This is a genomic window from Coleofasciculus sp. FACHB-542 (assembly GCF_014695825.1).
Taxonomy (GTDB): Bacteria; Cyanobacteriota; Cyanobacteriia; order Cyanobacteriales; family FACHB-T130; genus FACHB-T130.
In genome coordinates this window covers 134,903-152,986 of sequence record NZ_JACJPB010000042.1, presented here as the reverse complement: position 1 = coordinate 152,986, position 18,084 = coordinate 134,903, and the positions used below count along the sequence as shown (strand labels likewise).

Sequence of the window (18,084 nt, the reverse complement as noted above, 5' to 3'; positions counted from 1 at the left end):
AAACCGCAATTAAGCGGAACCCCTCCCCGCCCTCACCTGCGGCTCCGGCTCCGGCTCCGGCTCCCCTCTCCGCTTGCGGGGAGGGGCTGGGGGTGGGGTTCTTTTATTATGGATAATTACACAAATCTAATAGGAAGGTTTGAGAGCTAAAGCACAAAAGTATCGTGGATGGGCACCACCCACCCAACACCTACTTCTTCTTATCTGCGCCTCTACCTCTTTCTCCCTCTACTTCTCTAACTGTAGGGGTTCGCGACGGCGGTGGAGGCGGAGCGTCATTTTGTAACTGTTGCCGACCGTTGCGGATGACCTTGAGCATATCGTTGAGCTGCTGCTCGATATTCGTGAGAACTTGGTCGGCGTAGTCATCCGCTCCGTTTTGAATGTCCTCGCATTCTTGGATAGCAAGCGATCGCATCTGCTCTAGCTCTTGTTGTGCTTGTAGGCGCATCCGTTCTAGTTCTGCGATCGTTTGTTCTTGGATGGCGTCGCACTCCTGCTGCACCGCCTGCCGGATCGCTTGCGCTTCCCGTTCTGCTTGCCGAATCAAGCCCATTTCATCCAATATCTGATCGGCTCGGCGTTCTGCTGTCTCAATAATCTGCTGTGCATAATCCTCCGCTTGCAGGAGAATTTCTTCCTTCTGCCGAACAATTTCTTCGGCTTCCTGAAAAGCTGGTGGCAGATTGATCCGCACCAAATCCAGCTGATCGAGTAACGGATTCTCATCGACTAAGCGCAGGCTAGTCAAGGGAATGCGCGTACTATCGAGAATCATTTCTTCGATGCGGTCGAGTTCCCGCTGAATATCTACACTTCCCGATCCACTGTCGGGTAATTCACCTTCGGGGAAGCGTCCACTACTATCGGGTTCGAGGCGGGAAGAGTCTTGGCGTAACATCGGTAGATATCTAAGGCGACGTGCTGGGGAACAAGATGATCGACAGAGCCGCCGAATCTGGCAATCTCTTTCACTAAGCTACTACTTAAGAAACTGTACTCGTTAGAGGTTGCTAGAAAAACCGTCTCAATCCGGTCGTCCAGAGTTTTATTTGTATGAGCCATCTGTAGCTCGTGTTCAAAGTCAGAAAGCACCCGCAAACCGCGCAGCAGCACGCCCGCTTCTCGGATTCTGGCATAGTTGACTGTCAAACCGTCAAAACTGTCAACTTCTACATTCGGCAGCGATCGCGTCGATAGACGAATCTGCTCGATGCGCTCCTGTACTGTAAACAGGGGGGTTTTGTTGGGGTTCCGCAACACCGCAACAATCACCCCATCAAAAAGCCGACAACCGCGCTTAATGATGTCGAGGTGCCCCAGAGTAATTGGATCGAAGCTGCCAGGATAGATTGCAATCACGGAAGAGGTGTGTGAGCTAGCTTAAGGAAATTGTACTCATACAGTACCCCTAAAACTACGAATTGTTAAAAGTCTCCGGTTTTGGCGAGAAGCACCGACCACTAAACGAGAGCGATCGCAACCAGATTAGGATTCATCAGCGTCAGCAGCCTCTTTTCACGGCATACACGAGCCAGCAATCGCCCTCTGCTGCGATCGCTGAGAGTCTCTAGATTAATCCAACCAGCGCCATTCTTAACTTTCAAGAGGTTCTCTCTAAAAATCAGCAAAAGCTAAAATCCGATTAGTGAATCTACACATTAAGTTGAAAAACCAGGAAAAGGCTCAATTTTTTCAGCAGTTCGCCACTTTGCTGAATTCTGGCATTTCAGTACAGCAAAGCTTAAATTTGGTGAATCGCGATCGTAATTCTCCCTTCGGGCGCTATCTGCAAACCGTCAGTGCAGCGGTGGATTCTGGGCAAGATTTGGCTTCAGCTTTGACACCAGACGCTCGATATTTTGATGGCTGGACGATTAGCCTAATTCGGTTAGCAGAATACAGCGGATCGCTAGCAGAGACTTTTGGGAGATTGGCAACGGCGGCGGAAGCCAAAGCCAAACGCGAACGCCTGTATCGTTCGGTGGGAATCGCCGCGATCGCGCTGATTTGGAGTCTGCTGGTACTCGCCGCCGCACTTTTCAAGCGAAATCCTCAAAAGCTTACCCATCCTGGTTTCTGGCTGTGCAGCTTTGGATTGGCAGTGCTTTTGGTTGGAGTAACTGTGCTGAATTCTCGCTTTCCCGGACGCGGTTTACAGCGGTTGGCGGCGCAACTTCCCGGTTTGGATAAAGTCATGCAAGCGCGATCGCTCCTTTACTTTACCGAGTTGTCCTTGCCTTTAAGTTGCGGGGTGCCAATTCTCGCCGCACTGGAATTGTTGCGCGATCGCATCCCCGATCCTCAGATGGCAACCCACGTAGCAAAAGCTGCTCGGCAAATTCGTCTCGGTAGAAGCCTCACCGAGAGTCTGCAAACTAAGTTACCGCCACTTGCAATCCAATATATTCGCAGTGGCGAAGAAACTGGCAATCTAGATGCGGCGCTGCGAAAATTGGAGCAATATTACGAAAGCGACTTAGAGAAACGTTTGAGGCAGTTGGAGGGAATCTTGCGTCCTTTGAGTCTATTAGCGATTGGAGGTTTAGTGCTTTTAGTCGCAATTCGAGCAATTAATTCGCTGATAAACTCTCTGCCAGGATAATCTTTATGCGTGATGAAATAGAGGGATTAAAAAACCGGCTTATAAGTTTGGTAGTTTTTTTTGCTTTGATAGTATTGATAGTTTGCTATGTTTCATTGAATAGCGAGGTTTTGAAAAATCCGGTTATACCAACCATTATTGAAGTTTTAAAAGTTGTTGCAACAACTTTTGGAGGAGCCGCAATCCTCTTTAACGTTTTCTATGCGGCGAAGCGAGCAAAAGCGATGGATGATAGCGCGATCGCTGCCAATAAGAGCGCTGAAGCAGCTCTATATAACGCTAAGGCTGCCCTAAAAAATGCAAAAGCAGCACAAGATAAGCAAATCACAGAACGCTTTACTAAAGCTATTGAACTTCTTGATTCTGAGAAGATTTCTAGCCGTTTAGGTGGAATTTACGCCCTAAAACGAATTGCTGAGGATTCCAAAAAAGACCACTGGACAATTATGGAAGTGTTGACTGCTTTTGTGCGAGAGAAGGCTCCTTTGAAGAAAGAAGAGATACAGCAGGAGCAATCACCAAAAATTCCTACGGATATTCAAGCAGCACTTACAGTTATCGGACGGCGCAACGTGAAAAGAGATCCAAACAATCAGAGACTTAATTTACAAAATACAAACCTTGGGGGAGCAGACCTGCGAGAAGCCGATTTGCAAAGAGCAAAGCTCAGTGGAACCAAGTTGCAAAGTGTAGACCTTGGTGAAGCCAACTTGCAAGGAGCAAGCCTCTATAAAGCCAACCTCTTAGGAGCTATTCTTGATGATGCCAAGCTGCATGGTGCCACCTTCAGGCAAGTCCAAAACCTTGAACAAGCGCAAATTGAAACAGCATTGGGAGATAGCGCAACTGTATTGCCGAACAATCTGGAAAAACCTGCACATTGGACGCAAGCTGGGGGAGAGATAAATGCGATCGCCCCAATATAGTGTTTGTCATTTGAATCAAATACAGAACCTAACCCCCTACCCTAAAAGGCAATCAGAAAAACCCCTCTCCTTGTAGGAGAGGGGTTGGGGAGAGGTCAAAATGTATTGCACCCAATTACAAACCCCAATATTTCCAATTTCTTAGCCCACGCAGGCGGGCTTTATTTGTGTAGCCCCAGCCTTCAAGGTGCGGGCATTATCAAGTAGGATTTAATCAACCAAATGTTGACCCATCCCAACCCCACATTGAACCCTTTGCATCAGCAAACTCAATGTAAATTCGGTTTGTAGATACACCAAGTTTCTCATTAATTTGCTGGCAAAAATCTTGGCTCATTGCCTTTGTTTGCGACGGACTCATGCTACCGACACTTTTAATTTCGACGTAACAGACGGGATCGAGAGTCCCCCCAAATGTCATCGCTACACTCGGCTCAAAAGCCGTCATCACATAAGATTCCGGTTTGCCTGTATGCTTCGCTAATTTAGCAGAAAGACTTTTCAGCAGACCCTCAACAGCACCCCGATCGGGAGAATCAACAGAAGTTTGAACTTTGATTAGCGGCATAATCTTTTACTCTAATTCCTTTCAAAAGGCATTAGGTAATGGGTAATCGTTATTAGTCATTCGTTATTAGTCCTTTGCTACTAACCAATTACCAATTACCGATTACCAATTACCAATTACCCACCATATTGCCAAGGAGTATTTTCGAGTAAAAGCGGTTTACCCTCGCGGTGGACGCCAGCAGCGATCGCTTCCCCGACATAAACAGTATGATCGCCGTGTTCCACAGCACCGACAACCTTACACTCCACATAACCGAGGGAGTCGGAGATGATGGGACAGCCGGTTTCTTGTCCTAGATAAAATTCCACCTCTTCAAATTTATTCCCGACGCGGCGCTGCGGCTTGAAGAATTTTTCCGCTAAGTCTTGCTGTCCCTCATCCAGGAAACTAAGCGCAAAAACGCCACTGGCTTTGATCATGGCGTGGGATTTAGAATCCTGCTTAACGCAATTCACAACCAGCGGTGGCTTAAACGAGCCTTGCATCACCCAGCTGGATGTGAAGCCGTTAACTTCTTCGCCATCTTTGACACCGCAGATATAGAGTCCGTGAGGAATCTTACGCAGAATAGTTTTTTTGGCTTGTTCGTCTAGCAAAGTTTTACCTGACAGCTACTGATACATCGCTTAGTTTATCAATGTCTTGGGAAGAAACATCAATCTGGAGATAGTTCCGTAGGGGCATGACATTGCACATGAGTATCAAATTAAGATTTGGCGGTTGAAACCGCAGCTATACAGACAAAACCTGCCTTCACAGGTTCAAAGACTTCACGCTTGGCGGTTGAAACCGCAGCTATACAGACAAAACCTGCCTAGCCTTCGGAACGCTTCGCTAACGCAGGTTTAAAGCTTCTGATTTTTTCTTAGTCCGCGCAAGGCGGACTTCGTTTGTATAGCCGCGATTTCCAATCGCTAGGGCTTAAGTAGACTTAAAAGCAACCGAATCGCAAAATGAGCGATCGCTTCTTAAGCAACCCCGTACTTCTTAAACCAAGCTTGCAGGCGTTTCCAGCCGTCTTCTGCTTCCTCTTTGCGGTAGCTGGGGCGGTAGTCGGCAAAAAAGCCGTGGGGAGTGTCCGGATAAAGGATAATTTCCGAAGCATTGTCTGCTGCTTTCAGTGCCTCCTGCATCTTCTCGACAGTTTCGTTCGGAATGCCGGTATCGCTGCCGCCATAGAGTCCCAGTACGGGCGCTTTCAGCTCATCAACTAGGTCGAGAGGATATTTGGGAATGAGGGGCAAAGACTCGCCTACTAGGCGTCCGTACCAGGCAACGCCAGCATTTAGCGTGGGATTGTGAGCCGCATACAGCCAAACGATTCGCCCACCCCAGCAAAAGCCTGTAATTCCCAGTTTATCGGTGTTTCCCTTACTGGACTTGGCTGCCCAAGCAACCGTTGCATCCAAATCTGACATAACTTGAGCATCGGGGACTTTAGAAACTACTTTGGTGATAATTTCTTGAATATCGCTCATCCGGGAAACATCGCCTTGACGCGCATAGAGTTCCGGCGCGATCGCTAAATAACCCAGTTTCGCAAAGCGACGACAGATATCTTGCAAATGTTCGTGGACGCCAAAGATTTCCTGCACAACTAGCACCACGGGGAAATTCTTACCCCTTGCAGGCATCGCCCGATAAGCGGGGATGGCTCCATCTTCTACGGGTATCTTCACTTCACCTGCCACCAAGCCTTTCTTATCGGTCGTGATGACTTGGGCAGAAATGGGGCGAACTGCTAGGGCAAACCCTGCCGCCAGCGTAGAGGCCATGATAAATTCGCGGCGCGTGAATTTCATCAGCAGTTTTCTCCAAAAATCTAGATTGTGCATCAGTTGGGCGCGAATAACCACTCCCTACTGATGGCTAAACACCGAAACCACGCTAACAAAGTTCACATAAAATCCGCTGTCATAGTGGGGAATTTGCTTGCTATCTCCCAAAGAGTCATCCTCCTTAAATGGATGCTGACACCGTTGTTATACGGACTTCTTCCACCCCAGCATCACCGAAGCAAAACCTTCCCCCTGGAAGAAGCCGCAGCCGATCAACTGTTACAAGCTGGATCGAGGCGAGTAAAAGCATTTTGCTCATTAGCGATCGCTAGCGGTAGAGGCAATTTATCAATCGCTTCTACTCAAATTCACAGTTTACCGGGAGGGGTGATGCCGCAATATTTTGGAAAACTGCCTACAACAGGGACATCTTGGTCAACAATTGGAACGCTAAAAACCATAGAACGCCACGATCGAGGAATCTACGGCGATTGTGAGAATTCGCGCCTTGCGATTAGCATCCTGGCACCGAACTTAGTCCGAGTCCGCTGGGCACCCAGTGGCGAATTGATGCCGCGTCGTTCGTGGGCAGTGACGTTGGATGATGCAGAATGGTCAATCGTCTCCTTCCAAGTTCGGGAAACTGACGCAGCGGTAGAAATTGAAACCGAGCAAATGCGGGTGTACATTCACCGCCAAGGGTGTCGGATCGAGTGTTTTGATAAAACCGGGCGACCTTTCGCGCATGATACCGGAATGGGAATGGCTGGACGCATGGGCGCGATCGCTGCCTGGAAACGCATCGAAGCTGATGAACATTTCTACGGTTTTGGCGAACGCACCAAGCTACTCGATAAACTCAGCGAAGTCCAAACAAACTGGACAGTTGACGCCCTGGATTACAGTTCATTTACCGATGAAATGTACCAGGCGATTCCATTTTTCATAGCGCTACGTCCAGAACTCGCCTACGGTATCTTCTTTAACACTACTTTTTGGAGCCAGTTCGATATTGGTGCAGAACAACCGGGCGTCTATCGGATGGAAACGCGGGGCGATGAGCTGGATTATTACATCATTTATGGCCCGGAACCGGCGCAAATTCTTAGCACCTACACGCAGCTAACAGGTCGGATGCAACTTCCACCGAAATGGTCCCTTGGTTATCACCAATGCCGTTGGAGTTACGAATCTGAAGAGGTGGTGCGAGAACTTGCCCAGGAATTCCGCAACCGTCGCATCCCTTGCGATGTGATTCATCTCGATATCGACTACATGAAGGGCTACCGGGTGTTTACCTGGAGTCCCAAACGGTTCCCCGATCCTGCCCAATTGGTCAATGACTTGGCGCAGGATGGCTTCAAGACGGTGACAATTATCGATCCAGGCGTCAAGTACGAGCCGGAAGCCGATTACCACGTCTTCGACCAAGGGATAGAAAATGACTATTTTATCCGTAAGACAGAGGGTGAGCTATTCCACGGCTACGTTTGGCCCGACAAAGCAGTATTTCCCGATTTTCTGCGTCCGGAAGTGCGCCAGTGGTGGGGCGACTTGCACAAAAGCCTAACTGAAGTCGGCGTTGCGGGTATCTGGAACGATATGAACGAACCGGCGATAGACGATCGCCCGTTTGGAGATCCGGGGAATAAAATATCCTTTCCCTTAGATGCCCCCCAAGGTTCGCCGGAAGAACGCACTACCCATACCGAAACTCACAACCTGTATGGGCAATCAATGGCTCAATCGGCTTGCGAAGGGCTGAAGCGGCTGCGTTCTACAGAGCGATCGTTTGTGCTGACACGCTCCGGTTTTGCCGGAATTCAGCGTTGGTCGTCGGTGTGGATGGGCGATAATCAATCGCTGTGGGAGTATCTGGAAATGTCCCTGCCGATGCTCTGCAATATGGGACTATCCGGTGTGGCGTTTGTCGGTTCCGATATTGGCGGTTTTGCTGGCAACGCCACGGCGGAATTATTTGCTCGGTGGATGCAAGTGGGAATGCTTTACCCGTTGATGCGCGGTCACTCGGCAATGAGTACGGCAAGACACGAACCTTGGGTTTTTGGCGATCGCGTCGAAGCTATCTGCCGCGAATATATTAATCTCCGCTACCAGCTATTGCCCTATATCTACACGCTTTTTTGGGAAGCTGCAACTACTGGCGCACTGATTTTACGTCCCTTACTCTATCATTTCCCCAACGACCCGAAAACCTATAAACTCTACGACCAAGTATTGCTCGGTTCTTCCCTCATGGCTGCACCCATCTATCGACCAGGGGTAGAATACCGTGCCGTGTATCTTCCCGAAGGCACTTGGTACGACTGGTGGACAGGAGAACGTTACGAAGGCGCGACGCATATCTTAGCTCATGCACCGTTAGAGCGAATGCCGCTATATGTGCGTGCGGGAGCGATTATCCCCATGCAGCCGGTGATGCAATACATGGATGAGCGTCCCCTTGACGAACTGACTCTCCGCATCTGGCCTGGAGAGGGCAAGTTTAGGCTCTATGAAGATGATGGGCATACGTTTGAATATCAAACGGGTGCCTTTGCAACCACAACCTACCGCGTTGATTCCCAAGGGCAACAAACGAGGGTTGAAATTGCCGCCCGTGAAGGCAATTGGACGCCACCCAGCCGCGAAACTATCGTGCAGCTAGTGGGCGTTGGCGAACAGCGTTTCGTTGACGATAGTACGGCGCGTCAACTGACTTTTTAAATTGGCTTGATAGAACCTCACCCCCAGACCCTCGACCTTCACGGAGAGGGGAGCCGGAGTGAGGAGGTGCTTCTAATGGGAGGCGCGATTAACCGGATTTAATCTCAATCCTTAACGGTCAGCGATTTGCTCTTGAGGGTGAATCGCTTTTTTTGGCATCCTTTACGTTCCATCAGAGCGATCGCTGATGCCCCTATCTGCAATCTTCTCGCTCAACCCTATTTTGTAAAAAAGAAATATCTCTATAGACAGATGCCAGAATTTTATTAAACCTTAAATCCACATAAAGTTTAACCAGAGAATTTTATTTTAGCTGTAAATTTAATTCTGATAGATGTTGAGAACTTCTATAAATTATTACTAAAGAACTGCCCAACTTTACAAAATCAACACGTCAGAAATGTCTAAACGATGTTAAATGCCTGTGCAAACCTCCCGCATTTGCATAAGTTCACAATGGGGATCAAAGCTAGATAGACTCATATTCCTAAAGAATGATTCATATAAATCATTCAATTGATTATGGATAATTATCAAAAAGGTTGCCATAATAGTCTAGAAAGGTAAATTGATTTTTCACTCATTGCATGTAGCTAAATTGTTACTTTAGCTACACTTTTACCGGATGGTATCGGGGTCAAATCTAGCAATTCTCTTGTTTTAAAAAACTTACTGACATGAAAACTTTAACAATGCAGCTCGTCCAAGCAATTCGCTGTCCTAACTGTGGCAGTCCGGGTGAACGGCATTATATTTCTAGCAGCCAGCTAACGCGGACACAATGCCGTACTTGTGACTACTTGATGGTGACTTGTTCTCGAACCGGGAGAGTAATCGAAGCATACGCACCCGGTCTTGATGCAAGTCGTCTGTAGAAGCAATCCTCAAAGAATTGCTTTTACTGAATTATTTAGAAGCTCGAAGTTGTCCGCAAGCAGCATTGGCTTCTAAACCACGAGAGTAGCGAACGCTAACAGCAATATGCTGTTTTTTCAGAGCTGCTACAAAAGCTTGAATCCGAGTAGAATCCGGACGCTGATAGTCAGCATCGTGGATAGGATTGTAGGGAATTAAATTGACGTGAGTTTGGAATCCCCGCAGGCGGGATGCAAGTTCATTCGCGTGTTGGGGAAGATCGTTCACACCCGCAAGCAGGACGTATTCAAATGTCAATCTGCGACCTGTTAATTGAACATATTCCCGACATTCTGCTAACAAATCTTCCAGGGGATATCGCTGAGCCGTAGGGATAAGTTTTTCCCGAAGTGCCTGATTGGGTGCGTGGAGGCTAACTGCAAGGGTGATTTGCAAGTGATGTTGCGCTAAATCGAGGATGCGATCGCGTACTCCCACGGTGGAGAGTGTCATCGAACGCTGTCCGATTCCCACATCTTTATTTAGTATCTCTAGCGCTCCCAGAACATTTACCGTATTCAGTAAAGGTTCGCCCATCCCCATAAATACAATATGGCTGACTCGTCGCTTGAAGTCTTCCTGAACCGTTAACACCTGATCGACGATTTCATGACGTGCGAGATTGCGGGTAAAACCACCCTTCCCAGTAGCGCAGAAGTCGCAAGCCATCGGACAACCCACTTGTGAAGACACGCACACCGTGAGGCGCTTTTCTGTGGGAATACCGACTGTTTCGATAATTTGACCATCTGCCAACCGTAGCAGATACTTCACCGTGTCATCTGGAGCAACAGAACGATGATGTATCGTAGAGCGTCCAATCGGGACATCTGCTACTTGGTCGCGCCACTGCTTAGAAAATACAGTAATTTCAGAAAGCGATCGCGCTCCTTTTTCATAAATCCACTGATGCAGTTGCTGTCCCCGGTAAGCCGGTTGTCCTTGAGCAAGCACCCATTGGGTTAATTCAGCTAAATTTGCCCCTAAAAGGGGAGGAATCGTTCTGGCTGGGTTTTTATTCGTTACCCCCTGTTTAGCAACGGGAGCAGTTTCATCAAACTGATTTTGATGCTGACTGTCTGTAGAAGACTGAACCTGAGAGCGGGACGTAGCAGACATAAATAATCAAAAGTTTTCGCTAGGATCTCTATCCTAGAACCTCTCGATCGACGCTGGGGTTCACTTTATAAGTTTGCCCGATCGGAATCTCAATTTGAAACTCTGCACCTTCCCCAGGTCGAGATAGACACTTCATCTTTCCGCCATGCTTTTCTACAACAATTTGATAGCTAATCGATAAACCCAGTCCAGTGCCTTGACCGACTGGTTTTGTTGTAAAGAACGGGTCAAACAGTTGCCCTAGGACACTTGCACTCATCCCCGGCCCATTATCTTTAATCCCGATTCTCACCCAATTCTTGTCTAAAAGTTGGGTAGAAATTGTTAAAGTGCTGGGTTTCTTTTTAATTTCTTCTGAGCTTCGCGCTTTATCTTGCTCCTGCAAAGCATCAATCGAATTATTCAAGATATTCATAAATACCTGATTCATTTGTCCGGCATAACATTCCACCAGCGGCAAGTTGCCATATTGCTTGATAACCTGAATAGCCGGAAACTCTGGTTTATGCTTGAGGCGATTGTGCAAAATCACGAGGGTACTATCGATTCCCTCATGAATGTTGACAGGTTTCATCTCGGCTTCATCTAACCGAGAAAAGTTACGCAAAGTCAGAACAATCTCCCGAATGCGGTTTGCCCCTACTTTCATCGAAGACAAAGTTTTCGGCAAATCCTCAATTAGAAAATCAAGATCGATCTCTTCAACCAAGCCTTGAATGTTGGGGTCAGTGTAGGAATAACCCTGCTGGTAAAAGTTAACTAAACCGAGAAGATCCTGAGTGTAGTTACCCACATGGGTCAGATTTCCGTAGATGAAGTTGACAGGGTTATTAATCTCATGGGCAACACCCGCAACGAGTTGACCGAGGCTAGACATTTTCTCAGTTTGAATTAGTTGAGCTTGGGTTTGCCGCAGGTCTCGCAGAGTTTTTTCTAGAGCGATCGCTTGCTTTCTAGCAGTCTCTTCCGATTGCTGCAATGTTTCTTCTGAGAGCTTGCGCTCCGTGATGTCGCGTAGGATGACAATATATTCTTGAAGTTGGCGATTTGAGCGGTGGGAAAGCGTCACCTCGATCGTGCGTAAGCTTGTTTCATCCTGCCGGAATGTCTGTTCGCTGCGACTTTGCCAAATCTCAGGCGACCCAGCTAACCCAGGGAGGAAATCGTTGAGGCGACGCCCAATCAGCTGATGAGCGTCCATCTCGAAAAGGGCAACAGCGGCTGGGTTGGCTTGACGAATCGCGCCGCTCTCATCCAAAACGAGAATGGTATCCGGAACCGTGTCTAGGGCAGTGATAAAAAGATTTTCCGCGTGTTCCCGTGCTTCAGCGATCGCAGCCACTTGAGGCAAGCTAGTCCAGCAGGCAACTGCGATCGCTACAAAAGCGAGCGTCATCAGCAAAATGACTAAAAGATTGTTACTGGCATTCCCAGAAATCTGCCCAATCCCGTTCCGAAGCACCCAGGCGATCGCCGTCGCACTACAAACCAATAGAATCAGGACGATCACCTGAAAGGCAACAAAATCTTTGGCCTGAAAGCTTTTCACCCGGTAACGCTCAATCCACCAGGCTGGGTGGAAAGGCTCAAATGCGATCCGACGAATCGCTGCATCACAAGCCAAAACAGCGATCGGAGACAGCAGCCCAACTAGCACATCTTGCCAGCTCCAACTTAAACCCCCCACTACCAGAACAACCGCCTCGACAGCAAAGAAGCCCAGCGACCACCAAGACCAGCGTACTTCGGGTTTACCTCTGTGCAACCACAGTCCCAGATGAATTGACATCATGGCGACCAGATAGCCAGTACCCGTTACTACCACAATCCGAGAAATGTCTCCCCAAACCAGATAGATCAAGCTGGTGCAAAGGGAAAATATCAGGGCAGGTTGCAGAACGCCTTGTCGGGAGACGGTAGCGAAGACAGGGGAAAGGTGCCCGTCTAGGGCAAGCTGGTACAGAATGCGGGGAGCATTAGAAACCGCAGTCGCGCAAGCCAGAAGACAGCTCGAGACAATCAGGAGGGTCACGATTAAGGAAGCTGACTCACCCCAGAATGGCTTTGCTGCTGCGAACAAGTTCAAAAACGTGTCTTCGCCCAAGTCTGGTACAGTTGCCAAGCGCATGAGTACCCAAGAACCGCCGAGAACAACCGGCGGAATTAGCCAAGCTGACAAGTTGAGAAATCGCAGCGTTTCTCCAGGGCGTCGGCTGTCGGCGACAAATGCGGAGGCTGTCTCGCAGGCGTAGGCAATGTAGATTGCGAAAAAAGACCACTTTGCCCAATCCACAAAGTTTAAGGTTGACCAGCTGCTAGGAAAAAAGCCGGGACTCGCGGGCGAGAAGGCTAACCATCCTAGACCTTGAAGACAAAACACCAATAAGAATCCGACTGCTGGAAGAATGAAAAACGTGTGCAAGATAGCTAAAGCTCTCGTACCGCTGAGCGCCACAATATAAGCAATCAGCGTGAATCCAACTTTCAGAGCCGTTTCCGGACAATCAATCCCTAAAGGTTCTAGATTAGTCTTGATGAGATTCGTGAGGATAATTGGGTTGATTGGCAGATATCCTGCCCAGCCGATGAAGTACGCGATCGCCGCATAACGAGCTAGACCGGGATAGTTTTTGAGTAACTTAGTCGTGTAATTTGGAGTTCCTCCCGATATTTCAGGCCAGTGTTCTCCTAAGCGTTTCACTTGCAGATTCAGCAGCATCCCCACAATCGCTGCGGGCAACCACACAAAGATGGCAGATGATCCTAATGCTGCATGAATTAGCGGGGCTGTGCCAATCCAGGCTAGATGACCTGTGAACCCAAAACCCCAAGTTTCTAAGGCACTCAGGCTGCGCGGCAGGTGCATAGATGAACGCTGATTTAGGCGCAGATTACGATTTTCAACGATAAGATTTTGAGTAATTCGGTCTTCAGTCATCTCTGTTCGATCTCAGCGTGATGGTTCCGCGAGTGCTGCCATCACGGTCGTATATAAGTACAGTTGCAATATCAATATCTATCTATCGGATCGGTACTCGCTACCGCTATTTGTCTTAATCTTGCTGCTTGCGATCGTGAAACTTGTTTATCTGCACAATTTGACAGTTTTCGCAAGGGTCAGCAGTAATTTGATTGATTGAATGTTGATTGCCCTTGGAAAGGGGTGTCAGCGTGTCCAGATTTCCACGGAACTGAGACCAGGGGACTGAGAATTAGCTAGAGGCGTGTGAGCGATCGCGATCTAGCTGCTGCTATGCAAGACTTGAATCAAGCATTCGATAAACTATGAAGTGCTAGCAGCGAGTCTTGTCCGGGCTACGCTGGAACTCAATCAAAGCCGATGCTTCTTGATATTTCCTCTCTGCCTTTGGCATTTGAATTTACCTCTCCAGGCCCAATCCTCATTGAGCTGGGACCGTTCACCATTCGCTGGTACGGTCTATTAATTGCCTCAGCCGTATTAATTGGCGTCACCCTTTCTCGATATCTGGCGTCCCGCCGTCACATCAACCCAGATATACCGGGCGATTTCGCACTTTGGCTAGTTGTAGCGGCGATTCCCAGTGCCCGACTCTACTATGTTTTATTTGAGTGGGAACAATACGCCCAAAGACCGGGTGACATCATTGCCATCTGGAAAGGAGGCATTGCCATTCATGGGGCGATCATCGGTGGCACTTTGGCAGCTTTGATTTTTGCCCGAATCCAAAAAATCTCTTTTTGGCAACTTGCCGATTTAGTCGCGCCCTCTGTCATTTTGGGTCAAGCCATCGGGCGTTGGGGCAATTTCTTCAATTCTGAAGCCTTCGGGGCACCCACAAATTTGCCTTGGAAACTCTTGATTCCGGTCGAGAACCGTCCGCCCGATTACCAAAATTTTGCCTACTTCCATCCCACCTTTCTCTATGAATCTCTTTGGAATTTAATGGTTTTTGGGTTGCTGATGACCTTGTTTTTTCGGGATTTGAAGAGACCACGTCTCAAGGCAGGCACGCTGTTTTTGGTTTACATGGTGGCTTATAGCGCCGGTCGCGTTTGGATTGAGGGGTTACGCACCGATAGCTTGATGCTGGGGCCGTTGCGAATGGCACAAGCAATCAGTTTACTGGGAATGGCGCTGGGATTGGCGGGTCTGGCTTGGGTTTATTTGTTGCGTCGTTCTCTGCCAGATGTCGTGTCAGCTTCTAGTGATAACAATGCTACCAGCGAGAACACCCAACGATGAATCCTCCCATTTCACGGGGGCGAGATTAAACCTCAGATGCCTCAACCGTCTTTATAATCGGGCTTTGAGAGTTGAAGTGTCGCGTTAATCAAGTGAATTGGTAGAAAAAGCCAGGTTTCAGGAGAAATTATTCCCAAAAAAATCCCAAAAAAAATGCTCTAGAGTTTGACTCTAGAGCAAAACCAGGGTGCATCTACCATTCCTTAATTACCGGGGAAGTGGAACGAATCCGGAAAGTGTCCGTAATCAATTTAATTTTTTTGACTCGGTAGGCGCAGATAGGTACCGCTGTACGGGAATCAGAAGCAATCTGCAATTTTGACAAAATTGCAGAACGATCAACAGATGACTGATAAGTTACACACTCTAGAAGAGGTTTGTCTGAATTGGCGACTAAATTTATTGGCGAATCATTGTCTCCCCTGGCACCAGCCGTTTACATTGTCGGTGCAGGGCCGGGAGATCCAGATTTATTGACGGTTAAGGCGCAGAAACTACTCGCGGTTGCGGATGTAATCTTATTTGCCGATTCTCTGGTGCCGGTGCAAATTTTGCAGGGGGTGCGTGCGGATGCGGAAATTATTCGCACCGGGAATAAAACCCTCGAAGAAATTCTGCCAGTGATGATTGAACGAGTGCGATCGCATAAATCTGTGATCCGCCTCCACTCTGGCGACCCCAGCCTCTACGGTGCTGTCTTTGAGCAAATGCAAGCCTTGGCAGAGGCTGACATTCCTTTTGAAATTGTCCCCGGCATCAGTGCTTTCCAGGCAGCCGCCGCCAAGCTCAAAGTTGAGCTAACGGTGCCAGGACTGGTGCAGACGATTATCCTCACCCGAATTAGCGGACGCGCTTCAGCGGTGCCGGAACGAGAAGAATTAGCCTCCCTAGCAGCGCATCAGGCAAGTTTATGCCTTTATCTAGCGGCGCGTCACGTCGAAGACGCGCAAGCGAAACTGATGCAGCACTACCCCGCCGATACACCTGTAGCGATTTGCTTTCGAGTCGGTTGGCCTGATGAGAAAATCTTCCTGGTTCCTTTGGATCAAATGGCAACTGTGACGCAGCAGGAAAATTTGATTCGGACGACGCTTTATGTGATTAGTCCCGCCTTGGGGACGGTGGAAAATACGCCAGAGTCTTTGGCGACAGCGAAACGTCGTTCGCGTCTGTACGATCCTGAACATACTCATCTGTTTCGCCAGAAATCCGCGAACCTCTCCCCCAACTCCTCCTTATAAGGGTAAGTTTTGAATATTTAACGCTCCCAAATCGTCAAAAACCTACACCTGTAGGGAAGAAGTTTCCCGGTGCAAAATGTAAGGTGAGAAAAGTCTGATTGGTAACAGCACCCAATGCAGATGAAGCGTTAATAACCAGATAATAATCGAGGCAATTTTGTAAACTATGCTTTCGCAAATCGTGCGCCCAATGGTTCGCACTCAAATCCGGTTACTCGCTAGCTGTCAGGCAACTCGTTCCACACTGATTGGGACGATTGCCCAGTGGCTGGGCTTTCTCGGTGTACGTGCCCAAGTCACGCACCTCAACGCCGGTTCAGACCAAAAAATTAGCATTTCGCTGACGGTAGACCAACCAGAAGGGTGCGACAAACAAGACTGGCAGCAAATTGTCAGCAACCTTAACCAAGAAACTGTCGATACCGACCCAGAAGAACATTCCCAGCCTCAGCTAACGCCCCAGCAACAAAGTAAGCTACAGCGGTTGCTGGCTTATTTGATTCAGGCGGCGGAACCGGAAGTCAGAATCAGCTGGGAGGTTTGGTCTCGTCAGCTTCAGGCACTCGGTTTAGAAGAACCCATGCTGCTCGGTGTCAGATCGGCATTGAAAGTGCCCCAGTCGCTTGAGCAATTGATGGAAGGACTCGATCCAGACATCGCAGCGATCGCACTTCCCAAAGCGGTCAGCATTGCCTTGCTAGATCGCCGGGTCAATGCCTCGGAAGACAAGGCTTTGACAGCACTTTTGCAGCTAATGAAGCCACGCAATGAGGGTTGATCGCTGGTTAGTTTTATTCACCCTCGATCAGCAAGGCGATTTTACCTGTAATCGATCCGGCTTCCAACAGTTGGTGGGCAGCGGCGGCGGCTTCTAAGGGGAAAGTTTTAGCCAGGTGAATTTTCAGCGAACCTTCATCAATCCAGGTTGCACACTGTTCTAAAATTTCTGCGTGATGCTGTTGAGCTTCCAGGAGTCCTTGCAATGCAGGCGTTAGCATCAATTCAAAGCTAATCCGGAGATTGCGCGATCGCGCAACCTTCCAATTAGAGTAAGCGGGGTCTGGCTCCAAAATCGTCACTAAATCGCTATAAACCCGCACGGCGGGGAACGTTTTATAGAAGGTTTCCCCGCCCACCGTATCAAAGGCTAAGTCTACGCCCTCTCCTCCAGTCCAATCTAGAACCGCCTGCACAAAGTCAGTTTGCTGATAAAAAATTACCTCATCGGCACCTAATTCGCGGACAAAATCAGCCTTGTCCTGAGAACTAACCGTAGTACAAACTTCCGCACCTTTTAGCTTAGCTAGTTGAATGGCGACGTGACCGACACCGCCAGCACCCGCGTGAATCAGCACCCGTTCCTTGGGTTCTAGCCGCCCTCGTTCAAATAGGGCTTCCCAAGCGGTAATCAGAACCAGAGGGGCAGCAGCGGCTTCCGCAAAGCTTATAGAGGTGGGTTTCTTGGCGACAAATCGCTCATCAACAACCGCCATTTGAGCATAATTTCCCAGCTTTGCCCCCAATCCACCCGCACAGAAATACACTTCGTCGCCAACCTTAAACCGCTGGACGCCAGAACCGACTGCTTCCACGACTCCCGCCCCATCACAGCCTAAAATAGCGGGCATTTGGTCTGGGTAGAAGGTGCCCCGCTGCCGCAACTTGGTGTCAATCGGGTTGATTCCCGCCGCCCGAAGACGGACAAGGATTTCTGTGTCTTGTTCAATCGTCGGGTTTGGGACTTCCTGAAGTTGCAAGACTTCCGGTGCGCCAGATGCTGTCATCAAAACTGCTTTCATCAGGTCGTTCTTGTTGCTAAGCCAAGGGTCTTTTATTGAGAACTCTACCGCAAGTCTGGGTTCCTAGCGTCACATTGCGATCGCATCTTTTTCCGGAAATTTTGCATCATAGTTAAAGTAGCCCTTGCAACATTTCTTTGCAAAAGGTTGCCGCCAGTAAGGTGAAAGCGTGGAGGGA

16 protein-coding genes are annotated in these 18,084 nt (G+C 48.7%); 7 read left to right on the top strand and 9 right to left on the bottom strand.

The features are described from left to right. Positions 1–190: 190 nt before the first annotated feature. The 3 genes from H6F52_RS16400 to H6F52_RS16390 form a co-directional block, all read right to left on the bottom strand. Positions 191–901 (bottom strand): DivIVA domain-containing protein, encoded by a 711-nt coding sequence (locus tag H6F52_RS16400; protein WP_242033968.1) that lies wholly within the window; start codon positions 899–901, stop codon positions 191–193. Further along, complete coding sequence (gene coaD, locus H6F52_RS16395; protein ID WP_190536090.1) at positions 811–1,362, bottom strand: pantetheine-phosphate adenylyltransferase; 552 nt, start codon at positions 1,360–1,362, stop codon at positions 811–813. The genes H6F52_RS16400 and coaD overlap by 91 nt, the downstream gene beginning before the upstream one ends. A 101-nt stretch (positions 1,363–1,463) precedes the next feature. Next, entirely contained in the window at positions 1,464–1,607 is a 144-nt protein-coding gene (locus H6F52_RS16390; protein ID WP_190536089.1) for a hypothetical protein, read from the bottom strand. A gap of 41 nt (positions 1,608–1,648) precedes the next feature. Here H6F52_RS16390 and H6F52_RS16385 point away from each other — a divergent pair, with 41 nt between their 5' ends. After that, positions 1,649–2,605 (top strand): type II secretion system F family protein, encoded by a 957-nt coding sequence (locus tag H6F52_RS16385; RefSeq protein WP_190536088.1) that lies wholly within the window; start codon positions 1,649–1,651, stop codon positions 2,603–2,605. A 110-nt stretch (positions 2,606–2,715) separates the two neighbouring features. Next, positions 2,716–3,531, top strand: a complete 816-nt coding sequence (locus tag H6F52_RS16380; RefSeq protein WP_190536087.1) for a pentapeptide repeat-containing protein — start codon at positions 2,716–2,718, stop codon at positions 3,529–3,531. Between the two features lie 214 nt (positions 3,532–3,745). On the opposite strand, the gene H6F52_RS16375 is transcribed toward H6F52_RS16380, so the two are convergent. The 3 genes from H6F52_RS16375 to H6F52_RS16365 all read right to left on the bottom strand — a co-directional run bounded on the left by H6F52_RS16375 (position 3,746) and on the right by H6F52_RS16365 (position 5,907). Continuing rightward, positions 3,746–4,099, bottom strand: a complete 354-nt coding sequence (locus H6F52_RS16375; protein WP_190435216.1) for a phenylpyruvate tautomerase MIF-related protein — start codon at positions 4,097–4,099, stop codon at positions 3,746–3,748. Positions 4,100–4,215: 116 nt separating this feature from the next. Next, the gene (locus H6F52_RS16370; protein ID WP_190414581.1) at positions 4,216–4,698 is read right to left on the bottom strand and encodes a flavin reductase family protein; all 483 of its coding nucleotides are present in this window, start codon (positions 4,696–4,698) and stop codon (positions 4,216–4,218) included. A gap of 372 nt (positions 4,699–5,070) precedes the next feature. Further along, positions 5,071–5,907, bottom strand: a complete 837-nt coding sequence (locus H6F52_RS16365; protein WP_190536118.1) for a dienelactone hydrolase family protein — start codon at positions 5,905–5,907, stop codon at positions 5,071–5,073. 363 nt (positions 5,908–6,270) lie between these two features. Here H6F52_RS16365 and H6F52_RS16360 point away from each other — a divergent pair, with 363 nt between their 5' ends. Together H6F52_RS16360 and H6F52_RS16355 are read left to right on the top strand one after the other, a co-directional pair. Then, entirely contained in the window at positions 6,271–8,607 is a 2,337-nt protein-coding gene (locus H6F52_RS16360; protein ID WP_190536117.1) for a glycoside hydrolase family 31 protein, read from the top strand. Positions 8,608–9,299: 692 nt separating this feature from the next. After that, positions 9,300–9,482, top strand: coding sequence for a replication restart DNA helicase PriA (locus H6F52_RS16355; RefSeq protein ID WP_190414604.1), 183 nt, complete (start codon positions 9,300–9,302; stop codon positions 9,480–9,482). 31 nt (positions 9,483–9,513) lie between these two features. On the opposite strand, the gene rlmN is transcribed toward H6F52_RS16355, so the two are convergent. Together rlmN and H6F52_RS16345 are read right to left on the bottom strand one after the other, a co-directional pair. Continuing rightward, positions 9,514–10,641 carry a 23S rRNA (adenine(2503)-C(2))-methyltransferase RlmN gene (gene rlmN, locus H6F52_RS16350; protein ID WP_190414583.1) on the bottom strand — a complete coding sequence of 376 codons (1,128 nt, stop codon included), beginning with the start codon at positions 10,639–10,641 and terminating at the stop codon, positions 9,514–9,516. A gap of 28 nt (positions 10,642–10,669) precedes the next feature. Continuing rightward, positions 10,670–13,579: an ATP-binding protein gene (locus H6F52_RS16345; RefSeq protein ID WP_190536086.1), complete on the bottom strand. Its 2,910-nt coding sequence runs from the start codon at positions 13,577–13,579 to the stop codon at positions 10,670–10,672. A 402-nt stretch (positions 13,580–13,981) separates the two neighbouring features. On the opposite strand from H6F52_RS16345, the gene lgt reads away from it, so the two are divergent. From lgt to H6F52_RS16330, 3 genes are all read left to right on the top strand, one after another. Continuing rightward, positions 13,982–14,866 carry a prolipoprotein diacylglyceryl transferase gene (gene lgt / locus H6F52_RS16340; RefSeq protein ID WP_190536085.1) on the top strand — a complete coding sequence of 295 codons (885 nt, stop codon included), beginning with the start codon at positions 13,982–13,984 and terminating at the stop codon, positions 14,864–14,866. A gap of 386 nt (positions 14,867–15,252) precedes the next feature. Continuing rightward, complete coding sequence (gene cobM, locus H6F52_RS16335) at positions 15,253–16,107, top strand: precorrin-4 C(11)-methyltransferase (protein ID WP_242033967.1); 855 nt, start codon at positions 15,253–15,255, stop codon at positions 16,105–16,107. Positions 16,108–16,273: 166 nt separating this feature from the next. Beyond that, positions 16,274–16,885, top strand: a complete 612-nt coding sequence (locus H6F52_RS16330; protein WP_190536084.1) for a hypothetical protein — start codon at positions 16,274–16,276, stop codon at positions 16,883–16,885. A gap of 13 nt (positions 16,886–16,898) precedes the next feature. Here H6F52_RS16330 and H6F52_RS16325 read toward each other — a convergent pair whose 3' ends face one another. After that, positions 16,899–17,906, bottom strand: a complete 1,008-nt coding sequence (locus tag H6F52_RS16325; RefSeq protein WP_190536083.1) for a zinc-dependent alcohol dehydrogenase family protein — start codon at positions 17,904–17,906, stop codon at positions 16,899–16,901. Between the last annotated feature and the right edge of the window lie 178 nt (positions 17,907–18,084).

Coding starts and splice junctions, on each gene's coding strand:
- H6F52_RS16400 (WP_242033968.1), bottom strand. CDS start 901: ATGTTACGCCAAGACTCTTCCCGCCTCGAACCCGATAGTAGTGGACGC.
- H6F52_RS16375 (WP_190435216.1), bottom strand. CDS start 4,099: ATGCCGCTAATCAAAGTTCAAACTTCTGTTGATTCTCCCGATCGGGGT.
- H6F52_RS16360 (WP_190536117.1), top strand. CDS start 6,271: ATGCCGCAATATTTTGGAAAACTGCCTACAACAGGGACATCTTGGTCA.
- H6F52_RS16355 (WP_190414604.1), top strand. CDS start 9,300: ATGCAGCTCGTCCAAGCAATTCGCTGTCCTAACTGTGGCAGTCCGGGT.
- rlmN (WP_190414583.1), bottom strand. CDS start 10,641: ATGTCTGCTACGTCCCGCTCTCAGGTTCAGTCTTCTACAGACAGTCAG.
- H6F52_RS16345 (WP_190536086.1), bottom strand. CDS start 13,579: ATGACTGAAGACCGAATTACTCAAAATCTTATCGTTGAAAATCGTAAT.
- lgt (WP_190536085.1), top strand. CDS start 13,982: ATGCTTCTTGATATTTCCTCTCTGCCTTTGGCATTTGAATTTACCTCT.
- H6F52_RS16330 (WP_190536084.1), top strand. CDS start 16,274: ATGCTTTCGCAAATCGTGCGCCCAATGGTTCGCACTCAAATCCGGTTA.
- H6F52_RS16325 (WP_190536083.1), bottom strand. CDS start 17,906: ATGAAAGCAGTTTTGATGACAGCATCTGGCGCACCGGAAGTCTTGCAA.